Here is a 20,165-nt window from a genome sequence, read left to right on the forward strand (position 1 = left end):
GCAAAAGGGGCACCCCTAGGCACCTTGACGCCTTCTACCCAGATCAACCCAGAACCTTACAATGGCGGGGCATCCCATCCTCTATCTCGCTAAGACCATAAGGGTTGCTGTAGGGCTGGGACCGGGGCTTCGTAGCCTTGCTCAGCTTGGGTTAGTAGCTCCTCGTAACGCCGTACGATTGCTTCCGTCTGAGGCCGTAGCACGGAAATCGTAGCTCGCCATTCGTGAAGCTTCCGCAAAGCTAGGTCCCAATCCGCCCAATTGCTCCCCTTCTCAACCATCGGCTTGTACCCTTCAGCCATCTCGTGAGGCTGTTTCGCTTGGGTGTACATTGTGGTGAGCGTTGTCGAGCAGTTGGCTTGAACTTCCGGCTGGTCAGGTTGAACAGCTTGAAGCCGTAGCATAATGCCTGGCATAGCTATCGCCACCATGTTGGCCGCTTGCGCAGCCTCAGCTGAGACCTCAGAGACAAGGCGGAGGCTTCTATCCTCCTGTCGCTGGCTTTGTTTGCCCGCTCCCGGTGAATGCCTAACGCTGCCAAGATGATTGAGAGGAAGTCCATCAGGGCGGCTCCTAGTTCAAATCTGCCAGGACATCCTCACTCTCGCATTTGGCGTAGCTCTTCGCATCATTTGCAAAGGATATCGCTTTGTTTGCCGCATCTACTGCGTCATTGGCATATGTCTGCAACTTGTTGAGATAGTCCTCAATCTCGCTCTGGTAGCTCCGAATTTCCCAATCTGAGCAAGTATGCTTTCTGGAAAACTTATAACCCGAGAGACAGTATGGTGCGGACGGCTTGTGGAAGCTTCCGGGAGCGTCGGGTAGCGTCACGTCACCGTATGGCTGAGAACAGAACGCCAGCGCTAAGGTAGGAGCAGAAAGAAAGATTGCACAAAGAAAAGCTATACGCCGCATACCCAAGACCCCCGTCTAAGTGTTTGGCAAGGAGCTTACCTCAGGTTGATAGTGTGAAGAAGCCCTAGGCTATGTAAGGCTCTTGCATGTAGTAGGTCTCAAGGTCTGCCATTTCGGCAAGCTTTTGGAGATTTGTCGTTGGAAGGTAGGCGTGCCCTTGGCTCATTAGACCACCGAGAATAGTCACAAGACCAGTCCGCATAAGTGCCGCAGCCAAAGAGTCGCTTGTTGAGAAGGACATCTTGCGCTCATCGCTAAGGACGCGTTGGCACTCACTCCAAAATTCACCAGTATAACGAAACTTGTAATCAACGGTCTTTGCCTGTCGATGCAGGATGCCTAAAACAATCACTTCGTCAGATTTCAGGCTCGTCAAGATGTCTGCCCACATGAGAAATTCATTTGCGCTCCGACCTGACTTTGCATCTTGGCCAGCGATGACATCAGCTAGCAACTTCAAGTTCAAACGCGCAGACCCCTCTTCTGCCGCCCGCATGTATCGGAATGTTATCGCGGCGGCCTCGTCTTCAGGAAGGTCGCTGAGGTTAGCACCACCTTTTCTGATGCGGTCAAGGAGAATTTCCTTTGCGGCTTCTGCCCGTGTTTCCAGCACCTTTTTCAGCGCATGGCCAGCGATAGTGCCAGCGTACTTCACTACGAACGTTCCTAAAGGCATTCAACCCCTCCTTAGTGCCGAGAGACACCACAAGCTCACGCTTGAAACATCCGGTATCGGTGTTGATGAGCTCAGGGACGTGGCGCTTGATGTGATCCGAGGCAACCTGACCAGCTAACTCTTTCGGGAGCCGCTTTCGGAATTGATAGATGCCTGATCCGGGACGCCTTTGAATGTAGGTGATTCCTGCCATGAGTGTGAAACCCTTGTGCGTAACCGAAGTGTAGCAGAAGGCTTGCGCTAAGGTCCTGAAACCTTAGTTGTTTTGGCGGAACAATGCATTAGGAAAAGAATGGCGCACCCGAAGAGATTCGAACTCCTGACCCCCAGATTCGTAGTCTGGTGCTCTATCCAGCTGAGCTACGGGTGCGTGCCGCAGAAGCTGTTCTGCTGGCGTGGCGATCCTCTAAAACGTCCTACCTTCGAATGCAAGCGATTTTGTTTTTAAATCGTCATTTTCCTGCGGTGAATTTTACAAGTCGTTGAAATTTAATAACTTCTGGACAAGACGAATTTGATCATCAGATTCGTGATCGAGAATAGGCGGAGTCCAGGCGGCTTTGAAGGGTGGGAAGAAGCGTTGAAATTTAGCTCGCGATAGCAGCCGACCCAGGCTGCGGGCGATCTGAAATCTCGATGCGGAACTGTGTGCCGCGGTCTGCCTTTTCGACCAGCGCAATCGTACCGCGATGAGAGAGGACAAGCTCGCGGGCGATGGCGAGGCCTAGACCTGTGCCGCCCGAGCGTGCGGAGCCACGGAACGCCGAGAACAGATTTTCTCTCGCCTTCTGCGGCATGCCGGGGCCGTTATCATCGATGACGATGCTGACGACGTCGTCGTTGCGCTGGGCGGCGATCGTCAGGCGCTTCGCAGGGTAATCGGAGGCGCTTGCCTGCTGCAGCGCCTGCACGCTGTTTTTACAGAGATTGTAGAGAACGCGAAACAGTTGCTCGCTATCGGCATCAATCTTCAGACCGTCCGGGATGGTATCGACGAACTCGATCCCGCTTTCCGGTTCGATGGCGAGGATGTCCTTCACATCCTGGACCACTTCACCGAGCTCGATCATGCGGCGTCTCGGTGCGCCTTCTGTTGCCTGACCGTAAGCCAGCACCTCGCTCGTATAACCGACAGCGCGATCGATGGTTCTCAGAAGCTTTGGCGCGAAGCTGCGCACCATGGGATCTTCCACATCCACCAACCTGTCGGACATGAGCTGGGCGGAGGCCAAGATGTTGCGCATATCGTGGTTGATCTTGGAGACGGCGAGACCGAGATCGGCCAAGTTCTTCTGCTGCCGCAGCGTCTTTTGCAATTGAACCTGCATGTCGGCCAGATGTCGTCCTGCAACTGCAAGCTCGTCTGTCCCCTCCTCCGGTTTGAACAGGCTGGCAGGATCGTCCGGCCGCTCCGAGAAGGTTTGCATGCCGACCGTCAAGCGGCGGATCGGGCGGATCAGAATGCGGTTGATGGAGACGAAAATCAGGCTGGCGGTGATCAGCGACAGGGCAACCGAAATCATCAACACGTTGCCTGCATAGGCGATCATCGCAGCACGCAGCCGGTTCTCGCTCATGACGATCTCGATGATCATGTTGCTGTCGCCAATGACATCGAAGACACGGATGACGCGGTTCTGGCCAAACAGCAGGACAGAAAACGCATCGCGGACGGCCTGCAACTGCGACACGTCCGAAAGGTCGTATTGATCGTCGACGCTGGGTGGCACCTCGGTTGCGGCCAGAAGCGTGGACGTGCCGTCCTTCTTCAGCGCGATGAGCTTTGCGCCGGTCGCCAGCAGCGTATCGTTCTGGACGCTACGGGGCAGTTCCGTCTGCAAGCCGTCGATGACAACGCCCGCAGCAGCAGCCGTATTCAGCCTGTCGCGTAGCCAGGACAGGCGCATATTGGCCACGGATGGCACAAAGATCAGGATCTCGGCGATCATGACGAAGATGATGGTCAATAGAAGCAGGCGTCCGGACAGCCCTTGCGTCACGCCGGGCATTTCGCGCAGGGGTCGGCCAGTGGCCTCGTCCTCCAGCTCACCATTCATCCGGTTTCTGAGTGTTGAAAACACCAGGGCTTTTCCTGTTGGTCTGCCGGCAACGATCAGAAGCCTTGGCGGCATCCAATTCGGCAAACAGCGTCATTTCGAGCCATCATAAGGATTCGAGGCGAAATTTCAAACAGATGCGAGGCCGATCCACGATTGAACGGCGGAAACGAAAAACGCCGCCCAGAGAGGCGGCGTCTGATGTCAGCTTGAGTCTGATGTAGTGGTCAGAACTCCTGCCACTCGTCCTTGCTTTGCGCAACTGCGGCAGAGCCACTGAAGGCACGGGCCACCGTGCCCATCATTTTGCGGGCCGGAGAAGCCACTGGCGCGGAAGACGGTCGGGCTGGGGCCGCAAATCTCTGGGTCCGTATTGTTGCATCGTTCCCGAGACGAAAACGGCCGACCAGAGAAACCAGCGTTGCCGCCTCGCCGCTGAGCTTATGTGTTGCAGCAGAGGTCTCCTCCACCATGGCAGCATTTCGCTGGGTGACCTGGTCCATCTGGTTGATGGCAGTGTTGACTTCCTGGAGACCCGTCGCCTGTTCCTGTGCGGCCGTGGCAATGGAATGAATGTGGTCGTTGATGCTCAAGATTCGCGTTTCAATATCTTCCAGCGCGACACCTGTCTGGCGAACCAGCGTCACGCCACTGCCGACCTCTTCTCCAGACTTGGTGATGAGCGCCTTGATATCCTTTGCGGCGTTGGCGGAGCGCTGCGCGAGTTCACGCACCTCCTGCGCAACAACGGCGAAGCCCTTGCCAGCCTCGCCTGCACGCGCAGCTTCAACACCTGCGTTCAGAGCCAGGAGGTTCGTCTGGAATGCGATTTCGTCGATGACGTTGATGATCTGGCTGATTTCGCGCGATGCCTGCTCGATCCGGCCCATCGCGGTGACGGCATCGCGCACTACTTTGGCGGAATGAGCCGTCTTTTCCTTGGTGTCCGATACCATTGCACTTGCTTCCTGAGCGCGCGCGGTGGAGTTCTTCACGACGGCAGTAATCTCATCCAGCGCGGCCGACGTTTCTTCCAACGCTGCCGCCTGTTGCTCCGTGCGCTTTGAAAGATCGTCAGCTGCAGATCGCAGTTCGTTGGCATTGCCATTGATGCCTTCGGTGCTCTCCTGCACTTCCGCCATTGTCGCTTTCAGCTTAGCCATCGTGTCGTTGATGTTAGCCTGAAGCTCGGCGAAGACGCCGTGGAAGTTGCCGTTCATGGCGCGCGTCAGATCGCCCTGCGCAAGATCGGCCATGACACGACCTGCCTCGGAAACACCACTATCGACGCTGCCGAGAAGATCGTTGATCGTCTTTGCGAAGCGGTTGAGATTGTCGTCACCGTAATCCTTGGTGATGCGACGGCTGAAGTCGCCTTGCGCCGCTGCACCCACCACATCTGCCATACCAGCCTGGAGGTCGTCGCTCTTGGCGCGCATGGCGGTTTCCTGCGCATTCATGCGCCGCACTTCAAGGCCATTACGCTTGAAGATTTCGACAGCGGCAGCCATTTGGCCGATCTCATCCTTGCGATCGAGATAGGGGATCTTGGCCTCGAGGTTGCCGTCGGCGACGGACTTCATCATCTCCGACACGTTTAGGATCGGCGCACTCAATTGCCTGGAGCCGACATAAAGGCCGATGATGGTTCCGGCTCCGACACCGGTGACGGTGACAAGGGCAACAACCAGGAAGATAAACTGGCCAAAGGCGTCAATCTCGGACTTGATTGCATCGAGATCTTTAAGATCGTCCTTCACGACTGCGTCGATTTCGGCTTGATAGGCCTTGCGGTTTTCTCGGTTGGCTTCGTTGTTGCCCTGAACGCTTGCTTCCTGTGGGCCAACTTCGCGGCCAAGACGGGCAGTCTCGGTGCGGAAGGCGCGAAACTCGGCGAAGCGCTTTTCGATGTTATCGAAGGCTGCGGCCTGATGGGCCGGAACCCGCGGCTTCCATTCCTTAAGAAGTGCGGACATCGCATCGAGGTTGGCGATGATGCCATCGGCAAACTTCCCCGCCGCCGCGGTGTCCTTTGCCGCGTACACGCCGCGGGCTTCCATGACGACAGCGGTGACAAGCCTGTTGAGGGTTTCGCCGTATCGGGCACGATCTGCTACGGCATCCAGAGCAACGGTGTGTGTCTGATATTTGTTGATGGCGTAGATGGAAAGGCCACCAATGCTACAGGCCACGAGGCTTAAAAAGCCGACGAGTAGATTGATCTTGCTTCGAATTTTCACTGCGAATTCCCCCGATAGTCCAAATTCACTCAGGCCGGAGACACAAAGTTCCCGGCTATCTGGTCACGAGAACGTTATTTAACGTCAATTAAGAAACAATTTCAGATTTTACTTATGTTTCAGAATCTTTGAAAAAGTCGGCCTTGGGAAAGTCCGCCGATTAACTGTGGGATTATGCCGGCCAAAAGCGCCGTCGCGCCATGAGCCGGTGATGCGGTTCTGCAATTGACTTTGCGGGCCATAAGCCCTTATAAGCCCGCACGTCCGGGCATTTTGCAGTCTATGATGGCTTTCCGGGCATAGTCGAAACGCTCTTGCCCTTAAAGGCAAAGTCAAGAAGGGCCGCACCCCGCGGTATTAAATAAATGTCGAAGCGTACTTTCCAACCGTCCAAGCTTGTTCGCAAGCGCCGTCATGGTTTCCGTGCTCGCATGGCTACAGCTGGCGGCCGCAAGGTTCTTGCAGCTCGCCGCGCCCGCGGTCGCGCACGTCTGTCCGCTTAATCAAGTGGTTGCCCGATGAAAGTCGTGGCAGATGACAGATAAGAAAAAAATGCCCGGTCGGTTGAAAAACCGGCCGGATTTCCTTGCCGTTCAGGCGGGTGAAAAAAGGCGCGGAAGCACTTTTCTTCTGGAGGTTCTGGATCGACAGGCTCCTGAAACCGAACCCAGGGTCGGTTTTACCGTTACGAAACGCCAGGGAAACGCGGTCGAACGCAACCGTATGCGCCGCCGTCTCAGGGAAGCCGTCAGGCTTTCTGCCGGGTTTGCAATGAAACCCGGGCATGACTATGTGATTGTCGCCCGAAGGGACGCATTGAATACCGACTTCGCCGTACTGGAAAACTTGCTCATAGAGCGGATCGAGGGACGCGCGAAAAACGGACGCTCCCGGGAGACCCGCTCCAGGAAAGAATGATGGAAAAAAACCGCAATTACTTCATCGCGATCGCCCTTTCGGTTGTCATCGTACTTGCCTGGCAGTTCCTCTACATGAACCCGCGTATCGAGCAGCAGCGCCGCGCCGAAGAGGCACGCCAGGCGCAGCAGGCCACGCAACAGACACAGACCACGACGGCACCTGCCGATGGCACGGCGGCCCCGGCAACAACGCCGAGCGGCACGCTTCCCGGCACGAGCAGCCAGCAGGCCGCGACCATTTCGCGTGCCGATGCACTGGCAAAGACGCAGCGCGTCGAGATCGACACCAACGCAATCGCCGGCTCCATCAACCTGACCGGCGCGCGTATCGATGACGTTCGCTTGAAGGACTACCACGAGACTGTGGATGACTCGAGCCCGATCATCACGCTCTTCTCGCCTTCCGATACGCATGATGGCTACTTCACCGAGCTTGGCTACATCGGCAATGACGGCGTTGGCTCCGTGCCTGGCCCGACCACGGTGTGGACGGCTCCCGCCGGCGCGAAGCTGACCGAAACGACACCGGTGACGCTTTCCTACACCAACGACAAGGGCGTGGTTTTCAACCGCACCATCTCGATCGACGATCATTACATGATCACCGTTACCGACAAGATCGACAACCCAGGTCAGGAAGCGATAACGCTCTCGGCTTACGGTCGCATCACCCGTAACAACAAGCCCGTTACCCCGCCCGTCTTCGTCATCCACGAGGGCTTCCTGGGCGTTGCCGGCGCCGATGGCAGCCTGACGGAAGAGACCTACAAGAAGGTCGAGGAACAGCCTTTTGTTCTGCCGAAGGCAACCGGTGGCTGGCTCGGCATCACCGACAAGTACTGGGCAGCGGCAATCGTCCCGCCTCAGGACAAGGCTGTCGAAACCCGTTACACCCACTTCACCGACGGTCAGCCGCGCTACCAGGCCGACTATCGCAGCGATGCGCTGACAGTGGCACCTGGCGCGTCCACCGAGCTGAAGAACCTTATCTTCGCTGGTGCCAAGGAAGTGCCGCTCGTTGACCGTTACGAGAAGCAATATACCATTCCGAAGTTCGATCTTCTGATCGACTGGGGCTGGTTCTACTTCATCACCAAGCCGATGTTCAAACTGATGGATTTCTTCTTCCGTTACTTTGGCAATTTCGGCGTGGCGATCCTGCTCACCACCATCGTCGTCAAGCTTCTGTTCTTCCCGCTTGCCAGCAAGCAGTACGCTTCCATGGCGAACATGAAGCGCATGCAGCCCAAGATCGAAGAGCTGAAGGCCAAATTCGGCGACGACCGTATGGGCATGCAGCAGGCGATGATGCAGCTCTACAAGGAAGAGAAGATCAATCCGATTGCCGGCTGCTGGCCGATGCTTCTGCAGATCCCGGTATTCTTCGCGCTCTACAAGGTCATCTACGTCACCATCGAAATGCGTCATGCGCCTTTCTTCGGCTGGATTCACGACCTGTCTGCGCCCGACCCGACCTCGCTCTTCAACCTGTTCGGCCTTCTGCCCTATGACGTGCCGCACTTCCTGATGATTGGCGTCTGGCCTATCATCATGGGCATCACAATGTTCCTGCAGATGCGCATGAACCCGACACCGCCAGATCCGACCCAGGCGATGATCTTCACCTGGATGCCGCTGATCTTCACCTTCATGCTGGCGTCTTTCCCGGCCGGTCTCGTGATCTACTGGGCATGGAACAACACGCTGTCGATCTCGCAGCAGGCTGTGATCATGAAGCGCCACGGTGCCAAGATCGAGCTCTTCGACAACCTTAAAGGGTTGTTCAAGCGAAAGCCGGTGCAATCCAAATGACGGCTGACAAGCCCCTCTTTGGAAGGCCGTGGATTTTCATCCGCGGCGTTCCGGCCATGAAGTTCCTTCCACCCGAAGGCCCGGCAGAAATCGCTTTCGCCGGGCGCTCGAATGTCGGCAAGTCCTCGCTGATCAACGCGCTCGTCGGTCATAAGGGATTGGCGCGTACCTCGAACACGCCGGGCCGCACGCAGGAACTCAACTACTTCGTGCCAGAAGGCTATTCCGGCGCTGGCGACGACCTGCCACCCATGGCACTGGTGGACATGCCGGGCTACGGCTATGCGCAGGCGCCGAAGGATCAGGTCGACAATTGGACGAAGCTTGTTTTCGATTACTTGCGTGGCCGGGCAACCTTGAAGCGCGTCTATGTGCTGATCGATTCCCGTCACGGCATCAAAAAGAATGACGAGGACGTCTTGAGCCTTCTCGACAAGGCGGCTGTCTCCTATCAGATCGTTCTGACGAAGACGGACAAGATCAAGGAACCCGCTGTTCCGCGCCTCATCAGCGAGACGCTGGAAAAGATTCGCAAGCGTCCTGCGGCCTATCCGGAAGTTCTGGCGACATCATCGGAAAAGTCGGCTGGTCTCGATGAACTTCGTGCCGAAATCCTAAAGACGGTGGGCTACCCACAGTCCTGACAGTGTCAGGACTTCGCATCATTTACACGGCGGTGAAGAGCAGCACTGCGGCCCACAGGACGGCCGCAAGCGTCGTCATGCGCCAGAAGCGCGTGGAGTTCCACAGGGCTGTCAGGATGGCAAAGCGGCCATAGATGCTGCGATGCAGCTTGTCGTCCGAACGGCGAAGCGCGTGGTCCATGGATGCATCTACGTAGGAGGCAAAGGTCCGCTGCTCTCGCATTTCCGTTTCGGCAAGATTGTCTTCCCAGCGCCGGACGATGGTGGCGAATTGCTGGTCTTTGCGGACCCGTTCGGCAAGCTCGGCTTTCACGTCTTCCGGCAGCGCGCCGAGCACATATTTGCCCGCAAGCACCTGGTCCTTCAAACCGCCGCGCATATCCTTATCCGGCAAGGCCATTCTTCATCAAACTCCGCTGCTTCGCGCCACTGTCATCATGACAGCCCACCGATTCGAACCTCGATCGGCCGGACGCAGTACTCCCCGAACAAGGCTGGTCCGATTGCGCTCGCGTGTCAATCCGATTAGGCAACGCATCGGCCATCCTCTGCGAATTAATATTCCTCGCCTGCCCCATCCCATGTTTCATCCGTCAAAAACTTGCGTTACAAGCGGCGCAATCAAAGACGAGGTTTTTCAATGGCGAGTTTTGAAAGCGAAATGCAGGCCCGGCTTCTAGCTCAGGCCCTTCCCTTCATGCAGAAGTATGAAAACAAGACAATCGTCGTAAAATATGGCGGTCACGCCATGGGCGATATGGCTCTTGGAAAAGCTTTCGCCGAAGACATCGCCCTTCTCAAACAATCCGGTATCAACCCCATTGTCGTCCACGGCGGCGGTCCGCAGATCGGTGCGATGCTGACGAAGATGGGGATCGAATCGAAATTCGAAGGCGGTCTGCGCGTGACCGACGCCAAGACTGTCGAGATCGTCGAAATGGTTCTGGCAGGCTCGATCAACAAGGAGATCGTCGCGCTCATCAACCAGACGGGTGAGTGGGCCATCGGCCTCTGCGGCAAGGACGGCAACATGGTCTTTGCCGAAAAGGCCCGCAAGACAGTGATCGATCCGGACAGCAATATCGAACGGGTTCTTGATCTAGGCTTCGTCGGCGAAGTCGTCGAAGTGGACCGGACACTGCTCGATCTTCTGGCGAAGTCCGAGATGATCCCCGTCATCGCTCCCGTGGCGCCTGGTCGCGACGGCGCGACCTACAACATCAATGCCGACACCTTTGCCGGCGCGATTGCTGGTGCGCTGCACGCCACTCGCCTGCTGTTCCTGACCGATGTCGAGGGCGTTCTCGATAAGAACAAGGAACTCATCAAGGAGTTGACGGTCTCCCAAGCCCAGGCGTTGATCAAGGACGGCACGATTTCCGGCGGGATGATCCCCAAGGTGGAAACCTGTATCGAGGCGATCAAGGCAGGGGTGCAAGGCGTCGTGATCCTCAACGGCAAGACTGCTCACTCGGTGCTTCTGGAAATCTTTACGGAAGGCGCCGGCACGCTGATCGTGCCTTAACGACTGAATTTCTGCTCAGGCTAGCCCCAAGCCAGAAGCGACAGCACGCCAAGGACGATCAACAGGCAGCCGATCAATTCGAGACTGTTGATCTTCTCCTTGAAGAAAAAAACTGTCGAGGCGAAGGCAAAAAGCATCTCTACCTGCGCCAGCGCCTTGACCACCGCAGCCTGCTGCAACGTCATGGCCGTGAACCAGCCGAACGAAGCGGTGGCGCCGACGAACCCGACGGTGATGGCCGGTTTCCATGCCTTGGCGATGCGCGCCAGTTCTTCTCGCTCCTTCAATAGTATCCAGATCAGCATCGTTACCGTTTGCGTCACGATGACCACCACGAGCGTAAAGCTCGCCTGCATGATGGCGTCCGGTGCTGGCAGGCTTGCGGCAATCGAGAGCGATGCGGAACGATAAGCAACGGAGGAGAGACCGAAGAGTGCGCCAGATGCGAGGCCGATACCTGCCGTCCTGCTGAAGACGGAGGTGATGATGGAGACGGGAGAGAGTGCCGTTCTCGCCACCGAGATCAACATGACACCGGAGACCGATATGGCAATCGCGAGCAGCGTTCCGGCGCTCACACTTTCGCCGACGAAGATCAGGGCAAACAGGGCGGCCTGGGCGGGCTCCGTGCGGGAATAGGCGGTGCCCACCGCGAAGTTGCGGAACGAAAACAGGTGTACCAGGAGGAAGGTCGCGCCGATCTGCGCCATCGATCCAACCGCCGCCCACAGCACGAACATTTGATTGATCGATGGAAGTGGCCTTGCCAGTCCGACATGCAGAAAGGCCAGATAGGCCAGCGCAAAGGGCATACCGAAACCAAAGCGCACGAAGGTGGCGCCTGTGGTGCCCATGCTTTTCTTCAGATGCTTTTGAAAGGTCGAGCGCAGGTTCTGCAAGAAGGCGCTGACCAGAGTAATCCCGATCCACAATTCCATGCTTTCGATTAGCATCTGCGCAGGTTCGCCGCCAAGGACGGTTTTCGTCGACGGCGGCGTGTTTTCCATTTTATTTGGCATGGGAAACAGGCATAAAGCCCTGCATGAACACAAAGCCGAAAAACACCGCCGAGCCAGCCGATTTCGCCCATGTGACGGAGTGGGTGTTCGATCTCGACAACACGCTCTATCCGCATCACATCAATCTCTTCTCCCAGATCGACCGCAACATGACCGCCTATGTGGCAGAGCTGTTGCAGCTGGATCCGGAAGAGGCGCGCGTTCTTCAGAAGCGCTACTACCATGAGCACGGCACGACGCTTCAGGGGCTTATGATACATTACGGTATCGATCCTAATGACTTTCTGGAGAAGGCCCATGCGATCGATTACTCCGCTCTTCTTCCGGACCCGGAGCTTGGCGAGGCGATCAAGGCGCTGCCTGGTCGAAAATTCATTCTGACCAATGGCAGTGTCAAGCACGCACAAGCGGCTGCCGGCGCGCTGGGCATCCTCGATCAATTCGAAGATATCTTCGACATCGTCGCTGCCGGCTATTTGCCGAAGCCTGCAGGCCAGACTTACGAGAAATTTGCCGCGTTGAAACAGCTCGACACCAAACGCGCTGCGATGTTCGAGGACTTGCCACGCAATCTGACTGCACCCAAGGCAATGGGAATGAAGACGGTTCTTCTCGTTCCGCGCAATCTTGAAGGCATCGTGATGGAGCGGTGGGAAATCCCGGCAGAAACGGATGATCACATCGATTACATCACTGATAACCTGTCGGACTTTCTAACAGGGCTTCAAGCCAGTCAGGCTTAAGGCACTCCTTATATTAACGATATTTCATATGCATTACCGATGTTTAACTGGTGGGAACGAAGCGTCGCCTCTAGCGTCTTACGAGGGACACCAACGGAAAGGTTTTGAAATGCTAAAACGGAAGATCGCCATCACCGCACTTGGGGCTGCCCTGATGCTCAGCACCACCGCGTCCGTGACGATGGCAGCTCCTCGTGGCGGCGCCGACCGCGATGGTCCGCGCATGCGCCCGGAGCCGATGTTCGTTCATCTCCTGAAGGTGGCGGACACCAACAAGGACGGCAAGATCACCAAGGAAGAATTCAACGCTCGCCAAGAGGCGCTCTTCACTGAGATCGACGCCGACAAGGACGGCTCCATCACACCGAAGGAAATGCGCGATTATCGCAAGGCGAAGATGGACGCATGGCGTGCTGCCAATCCAAAGCCTGAAAAGGCCGCCGCCGAAGGTGACAAGAAGAAAGCCGAAGGCGACAAGAAGGACGGCGACCGCGAGAGCAAGCCTCGCGAAGCGCGCGAGGAAGGCAAGGGCAAAGGCCGGAAAGGCAAGATGGGCGGCATGTTCGCCACGGCCGATACGGACGGCAACGGCCAGTTGAGCAAGCCGGAATTCATGGCTGCCGGCGAAAAGATCTTCACCCGCCTCGACGTCAACAATGACGGCGTCATCAGCATCGACGACATGCCAGATCGCCCCTGGCTCTAAACGTCCCGACGTTTATTATAGGCCCGCCCTGTTTCAGGGTGGGCCTTTTACTTGAAATGATAGCTTTACGACCGGCTGATCAGCAAATCGAACCTAGTGCAGGCTGATGGTCCGAAGTTCGTCTTCCGCAGCCTTGAAGAAGGTGCTGGACCGATTGTCGGTGAGCAGGATAGGCGTGCCGTCGGCGCCGAAAAGAGCCCAGAGGTCAAGACCGGGATCGATCTCGGGCGCCTCGGGAAAGCACTTCATCACCTGCTCGGCTCGCATCTTGCGAATGTAGCCCACTTCACCGGCACCAAGATGGGCCAACTGGGATTTGGTCAGGCGCGCATGCGCTTCTTTTAAAAGCATGTTTCAGCCTCCATCGAGCGCCGCCGCATCCATAGAGGAAGCATGTGGACGCTCTCAATTTCAAGTCGACGCGCGGTCCGTTGCGAAGATCAGCCGGATCTTTGCGCCGATACGTTGGTCTTTGACCAGCAGACCGAACAGAATCGGTCTACGGGGCCAGGCTGTTACTGTGAGACGGAAATGTTAATTTTCTTCACCACGTTGGAGATTTCCGGACGCGTGAGTTCAATGGAGAGGAGACCGTTCTTCAGACGCGCATCGTGCACCTGCATGCCATCTGCCAGCACAAACACGCGCTGGAACTGGCGCGCAGCGATGCCACGATAGAGGTAGTCGCGCTTTTCCTGATCTTGCTGGCGTCCCCGGATCACAAGTTGATTGTCCGCAGTCGTGACATCGAGGTCGTCTTCGGCAAAGCCAGCAACTGCAATGGTGATGCGCAATCGCTCAGGGCTCGAGCCTTCCGCCGCCAACCGCTCGATGTTGTAGGGAGGATAGCCGTCATTCGATTTAGCCATACGCTCCAGCGTCTTTTCCATGGCATCGAAGCCCAGCATCAGCGGGTGCGTGAAGGGTGTCATGCGGCTCATAATATAGTGTCCTTGCATCCAAGCGACGATCTCATGGCGCTCGCATTTCAATAGAGCGCCCAGCCCCGGTTCGGCAGCTCTTTCGCATATGGTAACATGGTGCCCGAAACACAAGAACGCCGCACGGGCAAAACCATCAGTCTTCGGCGGCCCATTGACAAGGCGATCAAAGCAGCTTGAAAAAGACGTTACCTACAGCATCGTACTCCACCGAACATCGCAATCGATCTCGGAAGTACGATGGGTAAATTTAAAGCGATAGAGCGTCCTTAATGCGTCCAAGAGGCGAGCACGGCGCTTTTAGACAGACAGGATCATTATGGCCGAGCGCAGAAAAATCATTATCGATACCGATCCTGGGCAGGATGACGCAGCCGCGATCATGCTTGCTCTGGCGAGCCCAGAAGAGATCGAAATTCTTGGCCTCTGCGCCGTGGCAGGCAATGTCCCGCTGAAGCTGACGAGCCGGAACATTCGCATCATTCTGGAACTCTGCAACCGCCCAGAGGTCCCGGTCTATGAGGGCTGCGAACGTCCGCTGGTGCGTGCGCCGATCACGGCCGAGCATGTGCACGGCAGCACTGGTCTGGATGGTCCGACCCTGCCAGAGCCCACACTGGCTGCGCAGTCACAGCATGCGGTGGACTTCATCATCGACACGCTTCGTCGCGAGCCGGAAGGCACAGTGACGCTGTGCACGCTTGGCGCGCTGACCAACGTCGCGACCGCTCTTCAAAAGGCGCCGGATATCGCACAACGGGTAAAGGAGCTGGTGCTGATGGGCGGCGGCTTCTTCGAGGGCGGCAACATCACGCCAGCGGCCGAGTTCAACATCTATGTCGATCCGCATGCCGCCGAAATCGTCTTCCGCTCCGGCATTCCGCTCGTGATGATGCCACTCGATGTGACGCACAAGCTTTTGACCACCAAAGCGCGCGTCGCCCGCATCCGCGATATCGGAACGCATCCGGCCATCGCAATGGCAGAAATGCTGGAGTTCTTCGAGCGCTTCGACGTGGAGAAATACGGCTCCGATGGCGGGCCGCTGCATGATCCAACCGTGATTGCCTACCTGATCAAGCCTGAGCTTTTTGCTGGACGCGATTGCAATGTGGAAATCGAAACGTCTTCGGAGCTGACCATGGGCATGACCGTGGTCGATTGGTGGAAGGTGACCGATCGTCCGGTCAATGCCAAAGTGTTGCGCGATGTGGATGCCGACGGGTTCTTTGCGCTGCTCACCGAGCGCTTCGCGCGGCTTTGAAAACTGCCCCTCACATCATGCCCGGGTTCAGAGACGTTTGAGCCCGGGCATTTTTTTCGATCTTAACCCGCCGAATAACGGCAGCCCTTATAGCTCATAGAAATCGGCGACGACCTTCCAGGCCTCTTCAGCCGTCTCCGCGAAGTGAAACAGGTCGATATCCTCTGGCGCGATGGTGCCAAAATCGGCCAAGGCCTTGAAGTTGATGATCGAATGCCAGAAGTCCTTGCCGAAGAGGATGAGGGGGATCGGTGCCATGCGCTTGGTCTGGATCAGCGTCACGGTCTCGAACAACTCGTCCATCGTGCCGAAGCCACCGGGGAAGATGACGACGGCCTTGGCGCGCATCAGGAAGTGCATCTTGCGGATGGCAAAGTAGTGGAAGTTGAAGCTGAGTTCAGGCGTCACATAAGGGTTTGGTGCTTGTTCATGCGGCAGAAGGATGTTGAGGCCAATGGACGGCGCGCCAGCTTCCGACGCACCCCTGTTGCCCGCCTCCATCACGCCCGGACCCCCGCCTGTGACAACGACATATTCGCGGTGATCGAATTTCTCCGCTTCGCCAGCACAGAGCTGCGCGAATTTGCGTGCCTCATCATAGTAGACAGAGGCCGCTTCAAGGTTCTTCTTCTGGACGTCATTGCGTGCTGCCCAGGCAGCGGCACCGGGCTCTGGAATGCGCGCGCCACCGAACATGACGACCGTCGATTTGATACCGCGTTCGGCGAGGATCATCTCCGGTTTCAGCAGTTCGAGCTGAAGCCGGATCGGGCGTAGCTCCTCCCGGCATAGGAAGTCGGTGTCGGTATAGGCAAGGCGATAGGAAGGCGAAGCACTTTGCGGCGTCTTGGGGATGACTTCGGCATGCTGCTTGTCATCCGAACTGCTCTTCAGCGGGTCCCAAACCCCATCTTTACGCCGCAGCTTGCCGTTTTTCAGTTTCGCCATTTCCATGCCTTTCCGATGCTTGCGTCAAATCGCCCAAATCGCATTGACGCACTTGAAACACTCGCTTAGAGCAATTGACCGTGTCCGGCCAGCGGTGCGGATGTTTCCCTGAAATGACGATAGTCAGCGAAGTTTAAGGAATTCTCATGAGCAGCTCGGATCTCGGCACCCTCGAAAGCATCATCGAAACCGCGTTCGAAAACCGCGACAGCGTGAACACCTCGACGAAGGGTGAAATTCGCGATGCGGTCGAGACCTCTCTGAACCTTCTCGACGCTGGCGAGGCCCGCGTGGCCGAGCGTGAGTCGAACGGCAACTGGAAAGTGAACCAGTGGCTGAAGAAGGCCGTGCTCTTGTCCTTCCGCCTCAACGACATGGAAATCGTCACCGGTGGTCCGGGCGAATCCACATGGTGGGACAAGGTGCCTTCCAAGTTCGAAAACTGGGGTGAAAACCAGTTCCGCGCTGCAGGTTTTCGCGCTGTGCCGAATGCCGTCGTTCGCCGCTCCGCTTATGTGGCCAAGAACGTCGTGCTGATGCCGTCCTTCGTCAATCTTGGCGCCTATGTCGATGAAGGCACCATGGTCGATACATGGGCAACCGTCGGCTCCTGCGCGCAGATCGGCAAGCATGTCCACCTTTCCGGCGGCGTTGGCATTGGCGGCGTGCTTGAGCCGCTTCAGGCAGGCCCCACCATCATCGAAGACAATTGCTTCATCGGCGCCCGCTCGGAAGTCGTCGAAGGCTGCATCATACGCGAAGGTTCAGTCCTTGGCATGGGCGTGTATATCGGTAAGTCGACCAAGATCGTGAACCGCGCGACCGGCGAAATCTCCTACGGCGAAGTGCCACCTTATTCTGTCGTCGTTGCAGGCACCATGCCCGGCAAGCCCTTCCCCAATGGCGAGCCAGGCCCCGGCCTCTACTGCGCCGTCATCGTCAAGACTGTCGATGAGAAGACCCGCTCGAAGACCGGCATCAACGAGCTGCTGCGCGATTGAACTCAAGAAGACCGGCTAAAGCATGTCGCGCAAAAGTGTGCAGCGGTTTTGCGGTAACGACATGCGACAAAACAAGGACTTAAAGCGTAGGGAGCGAATCTGAAAGATCGCGACACGCTTTAAGAGTAGAAGCGGCGGAGAGTAGACAGACCCATGAACGCCACCGATCCCGTTTCCAATCTTGCCGCCCTCATCCGTTGTCCGTCGGTCACGCCCGCGGAAGGCGGGGCGCTCAGCCTTCTCGACAGCCTGCTCTCGCCACTCGGCTTTGACGTGGAGCGGATGGTGGCCACCGAAGACGGCACGCCTGATGTGGAAAATCTTTACGCCCGCCTCGGCACCGATGGTCCGCATCTGATGTTTGCCGGCCATACCGATGTCGTGCCGGTGGGTGACGAAGCGGCGTGGAGCCATCCGCCCTTCGCCGCTGAGATTGCTGGCGGTGAAATGTATGGTCGCGGGGCGGTCGACATGAAGGGCGGCATCGCCTGCTTCGTCGCAGCGATCGCTCGCCATATCGAAAAGCATGGGAAGCCGCAGGGCTCCGTTTCTTTTCTAATCACCGGCGATGAAGAAGGACCGTCGATCAACGGCACCTCGAAGCTTCTGGAATGGGCTGCCGCCAAAGGCGAAAGCTGGGATGCCTGCGTGGTTGGCGAGCCGACCAATCCAGACCAGCTTGGCGACATGATCAAGATCGGCCGTCGTGGCTCTTTGTCGGGGCGCATTACGGTTCAAGGCGTGCAGGGACATGCCGCCTATCCGCACCTTGCCGACAATCCCATTCGCGGCATGCTGCAATTGACGCAGGCTTTGATGGACCCGCCCTTCGATCATGGCACCGAGAATTTCCAGCCGTCCAACCTGGAAGTGACAACTATCGATACGGGTAACGCTGCAACCAATGTCATTCCGGCACGGGCCACGGCGTCCTTCAACATTCGCTTCAACGATACCTGGACGGCGGGAACGCTGCGAGCCGAGATCATCCGTCGTCTCGATGCGGCTGCCGCTGACGGCGCGCTTCGTCCGGATCGGGCACCGGTCAATTACGAGATCGTCTGGGCCGATCGGCCAAGCCATGTCTTCCTGACGCGCAACAATGCGCTGATCTCCTCGCTCTCGGGTGCGGTTGCCGAGGTCACGGGTCTGGAGCCGAAGCTATCGACAACCGGCGGCACCTCGGACGCCCGCTTTATCAAGGATTACTGCCCCGTGGTCGAGTTCGGCCTCGTCGGCCAGACAATGCACATGGTGGATGAGCGCGTGGCCGTCGCGGACCTCGAAACGCTGACACGCATCTATGAAACCTTCATCGAACGTTGGTTCGGTCATGCCGCCCAGTAGCGAAGTTTCCTATTATCTGCGCGGCCTCTGGTTGCTGTTTCTCGGCAATAAGGAGGGCATGCGGCTTCTCGACATCAGCGATCGCGGTATGTTTCGCTCCTTCTATGCCGCCTTGTGGTGCCTCCCCTCCATGGCGCTCTCTTGGTACTGGTGGCATGAGGCCTATCTGTCCGGCCTGCCGGAAGGTGTGCATACCGGTGTGATCTTCTTCGTTCGTCTCGCCATCGTCGAAGCCATCTGCTGGATGGTGCCGCTGATCCTGATCGGGCTTTTGCTGTTGGCGTTCGGCGTACGGGACAGATTTCCGGCCATCGTCGTCGTGGCGAACTGGTTGTCCGTGCCCTTCTCCTACGCCTATTCACTTCTGATCCTGATTGCGCTGTTCCTACCCGCATTGCACGGGATTGTCGCGATCCTCTGGTTCGCACTCCTGCTTTCCCTAGTCTTCGCCTTTTCGAGGATCGTGCGGTTTTTCGTGCGCGATCAACCGCTCCTGGTAACAGCGCTTGTCATGACATTGCTCGTGCCTGGGATGATTCTCTCGGAACTGCTTCAACGCTTTCTCGGCGTCTATCCGACATAACGATCTTGCCTGAGCGGTCAGGCAGTATCGCCGACGACCTTCTCTGTGGGCGGCAATCGCGGCGGTATGACGTCGGGGTAATCCACCTGCATGAAATAGAGCCCTTCGGGCGGTGCCACCGGACCGCAGGCCTTGCGGTCCCGCGCCTCAAGTGCTGCACGCACGTCGTCGGGCGTCATGGCACCCTCGCCTGCCAACTTCAACGTACCGGCAAAGGAGCGTATCTGGTTGTGCAGGAAGCTTTGCGCCGTTGCGCGGATTTCGATCAAGTCGCCAGTGCGGCTCACGTCCAACCGGTCGAGCGTACGCACTGGGCTGTTGGCCTGGCAATGCACCGAGCGAAAAGTGGTGAAGTCATGTCTGCCGACCAGCATCTGTGCGGCCGCATGCATCGCCTCATGGTCCAGGTCCTTCGAGACCCACCAGGCGCGCTTATATTCCAGCGCGAGACGCGATTTGCGGCAGATGATACGATAGAGATAGTGGCGGCGAATGGCGGAAAAGCGGGCATCAAAATCTGGCGTCACGGCTTCCACGTCGAGCACGGAGACGGCGTCGCCTGCCATGCCGAGATGCGCATTCAGGGCATTGCGCAGCTTGTAGGGCTGCCAATCGCGCGACAGATCCACATGCGTGACCTGACCAACGGCATGCACACCGGAGTCCGTTCGACCGGCGCCACGAATGCCGACCTTCTCACCCGTCAGCGAGAGAACGGCTGCTTCCAGCGCGCCCTGAACCGACCGGCCATTGTCCTGCCGCTGCCAGCCGACATAGGGCGTGCCGTCATATTCCACGGTCATGCGAAAACGCGGCATCCG

Annotated in this window: 20 protein-coding genes and 1 tRNA gene; 11 read left to right on the plus strand and 10 right to left on the minus strand. The window is 57.5% G+C overall.

Annotated elements, in window-relative coordinates:
* Nucleotides 1-982: 982 nt before the first annotated feature.
* The 4 genes from WKI41_RS12775 to WKI41_RS12790 form a co-directional block, all read right to left on the minus strand.
* Nucleotides 983-1,594, minus strand: coding sequence for a hypothetical protein (locus WKI41_RS12775; protein ID WP_340193891.1), 612 nt, complete (start codon nt 1,592-1,594; stop codon nt 983-985).
* Nucleotides 1,595-1,887: 293 nt separating this feature from the next.
* Nucleotides 1,888-1,964: transfer RNA gene (locus tag WKI41_RS12780), tRNA-Arg, on the minus strand.
* 217 nt (nt 1,965-2,181) lie between these two features.
* Nucleotides 2,182-3,603 carry an ATP-binding protein gene (locus WKI41_RS12785; RefSeq protein WP_340194123.1) on the minus strand — a complete coding sequence of 474 codons (1,422 nt, stop codon included), beginning with the start codon at nt 3,601-3,603 and terminating at the stop codon, nt 2,182-2,184.
* Nucleotides 3,604-3,878: 275 nt separating this feature from the next.
* Entirely contained in the window at nt 3,879-5,891 is a 2,013-nt protein-coding gene (locus WKI41_RS12790) for a methyl-accepting chemotaxis protein (RefSeq protein WP_340193892.1), read from the minus strand.
* A gap of 365 nt (nt 5,892-6,256) precedes the next feature.
* On the opposite strand from WKI41_RS12790, the gene rpmH reads away from it, so the two are divergent.
* From rpmH to yihA, 4 genes are read left to right on the plus strand one after another with little or no spacing between them, the layout of a single operon-like run.
* Nucleotides 6,257-6,394, plus strand: a complete 138-nt coding sequence (gene rpmH, locus WKI41_RS12795) for a 50S ribosomal protein L34 (RefSeq protein WP_010972613.1) — start codon at nt 6,257-6,259, stop codon at nt 6,392-6,394.
* Between the two features lie 31 nt (nt 6,395-6,425).
* Entirely contained in the window at nt 6,426-6,809 is a 384-nt protein-coding gene (gene rnpA / locus WKI41_RS12800; protein WP_062427079.1) for a ribonuclease P protein component, read from the plus strand.
* Nucleotides 6,809-8,623 carry a membrane protein insertase YidC gene (gene yidC / locus WKI41_RS12805; protein ID WP_340193893.1) on the plus strand — a complete coding sequence of 605 codons (1,815 nt, stop codon included), beginning with the start codon at nt 6,809-6,811 and terminating at the stop codon, nt 8,621-8,623. The genes rnpA and yidC overlap by 1 nt, the downstream gene beginning before the upstream one ends.
* Nucleotides 8,620-9,267, plus strand: a complete 648-nt coding sequence (yihA, locus tag WKI41_RS12810) for a ribosome biogenesis GTP-binding protein YihA/YsxC (RefSeq protein ID WP_340193894.1) — start codon at nt 8,620-8,622, stop codon at nt 9,265-9,267. The genes yidC and yihA overlap by 4 nt, the downstream gene beginning before the upstream one ends.
* A 22-nt stretch (nt 9,268-9,289) precedes the next feature.
* On the opposite strand, the gene WKI41_RS12815 is transcribed toward yihA, so the two are convergent.
* Nucleotides 9,290-9,667, minus strand: coding sequence for a hypothetical protein (locus WKI41_RS12815; protein WP_340193895.1), 378 nt, complete (start codon nt 9,665-9,667; stop codon nt 9,290-9,292).
* A gap of 240 nt (nt 9,668-9,907) precedes the next feature.
* Between WKI41_RS12815 and argB the strand changes: the two genes are divergently transcribed.
* Entirely contained in the window at nt 9,908-10,792 is an 885-nt protein-coding gene (argB, locus tag WKI41_RS12820) for an acetylglutamate kinase (RefSeq protein ID WP_340193896.1), read from the plus strand.
* 20 nt (nt 10,793-10,812) lie between these two features.
* On the opposite strand, the gene WKI41_RS12825 is transcribed toward argB, so the two are convergent.
* Nucleotides 10,813-11,730 carry an EamA family transporter gene (locus tag WKI41_RS12825; protein WP_340194124.1) on the minus strand — a complete coding sequence of 306 codons (918 nt, stop codon included), beginning with the start codon at nt 11,728-11,730 and terminating at the stop codon, nt 10,813-10,815.
* Between the two features lie 104 nt (nt 11,731-11,834).
* Between WKI41_RS12825 and WKI41_RS12830 the strand changes: the two genes are divergently transcribed.
* Both WKI41_RS12830 and WKI41_RS12835 read left to right on the plus strand, forming a co-directional pair.
* On the plus strand, nt 11,835-12,554 hold the full coding sequence (locus WKI41_RS12830; protein ID WP_340193897.1) for a pyrimidine 5'-nucleotidase: 720 nt from the start codon (nt 11,835-11,837) through the stop codon (nt 12,552-12,554).
* Between the two features lie 109 nt (nt 12,555-12,663).
* Nucleotides 12,664-13,260, plus strand: coding sequence for an EF-hand domain-containing protein (locus tag WKI41_RS12835; protein WP_340193898.1), 597 nt, complete (start codon nt 12,664-12,666; stop codon nt 13,258-13,260).
* Between the two features lie 93 nt (nt 13,261-13,353).
* On the opposite strand, the gene WKI41_RS12840 is transcribed toward WKI41_RS12835, so the two are convergent.
* Both WKI41_RS12840 and WKI41_RS12845 read right to left on the minus strand, forming a co-directional pair.
* Nucleotides 13,354-13,611: a DUF1150 family protein gene (locus WKI41_RS12840; protein WP_062445714.1), complete on the minus strand. Its 258-nt coding sequence runs from the start codon at nt 13,609-13,611 to the stop codon at nt 13,354-13,356.
* Between the two features lie 164 nt (nt 13,612-13,775).
* Nucleotides 13,776-14,201: an Hsp20 family protein gene (locus WKI41_RS12845; RefSeq protein ID WP_340193899.1), complete on the minus strand. Its 426-nt coding sequence runs from the start codon at nt 14,199-14,201 to the stop codon at nt 13,776-13,778.
* 319 nt (nt 14,202-14,520) lie between these two features.
* On the opposite strand from WKI41_RS12845, the gene WKI41_RS12850 reads away from it, so the two are divergent.
* Nucleotides 14,521-15,465 carry a nucleoside hydrolase gene (locus WKI41_RS12850; protein WP_340193900.1) on the plus strand — a complete coding sequence of 315 codons (945 nt, stop codon included), beginning with the start codon at nt 14,521-14,523 and terminating at the stop codon, nt 15,463-15,465.
* An 87-nt stretch (nt 15,466-15,552) separates the two neighbouring features.
* On the opposite strand, the gene WKI41_RS12855 is transcribed toward WKI41_RS12850, so the two are convergent.
* Nucleotides 15,553-16,413 (minus strand): LOG family protein, encoded by an 861-nt coding sequence (locus tag WKI41_RS12855; RefSeq protein WP_340193901.1) that lies wholly within the window; start codon nt 16,411-16,413, stop codon nt 15,553-15,555.
* A gap of 146 nt (nt 16,414-16,559) precedes the next feature.
* Between WKI41_RS12855 and dapD the strand changes: the two genes are divergently transcribed.
* The 3 genes from dapD to WKI41_RS12870 all read left to right on the plus strand — a co-directional run bounded on the left by dapD (nt 16,560) and on the right by WKI41_RS12870 (nt 19,344).
* Nucleotides 16,560-17,414, plus strand: a complete 855-nt coding sequence (gene dapD / locus WKI41_RS12860; RefSeq protein ID WP_340193902.1) for a 2,3,4,5-tetrahydropyridine-2,6-dicarboxylate N-succinyltransferase — start codon at nt 16,560-16,562, stop codon at nt 17,412-17,414.
* Nucleotides 17,415-17,567: 153 nt separating this feature from the next.
* The gene (dapE, locus tag WKI41_RS12865; protein ID WP_340193903.1) at nt 17,568-18,761 is read left to right on the plus strand and encodes a succinyl-diaminopimelate desuccinylase; all 1,194 of its coding nucleotides are present in this window, start codon (nt 17,568-17,570) and stop codon (nt 18,759-18,761) included.
* Nucleotides 18,748-19,344 carry a hypothetical protein gene (locus tag WKI41_RS12870; RefSeq protein ID WP_340193904.1) on the plus strand — a complete coding sequence of 199 codons (597 nt, stop codon included), beginning with the start codon at nt 18,748-18,750 and terminating at the stop codon, nt 19,342-19,344. The genes dapE and WKI41_RS12870 overlap by 14 nt, the downstream gene beginning before the upstream one ends.
* Nucleotides 19,345-19,361: 17 nt before the next feature.
* Here WKI41_RS12870 and truA read toward each other — a convergent pair whose 3' ends face one another.
* Nucleotides 19,362-20,162 (minus strand): tRNA pseudouridine(38-40) synthase TruA, encoded by an 801-nt coding sequence (truA, locus tag WKI41_RS12875; RefSeq protein ID WP_340193905.1) that lies wholly within the window; start codon nt 20,160-20,162, stop codon nt 19,362-19,364.
* Nucleotides 20,163-20,165: the final 3 nt, after the last annotated feature.

This window comes from Agrobacterium larrymoorei (assembly GCF_037722385.1).
Taxonomy (GTDB): Bacteria; Pseudomonadota; Alphaproteobacteria; order Rhizobiales; family Rhizobiaceae; genus Agrobacterium; species Agrobacterium larrymoorei_C.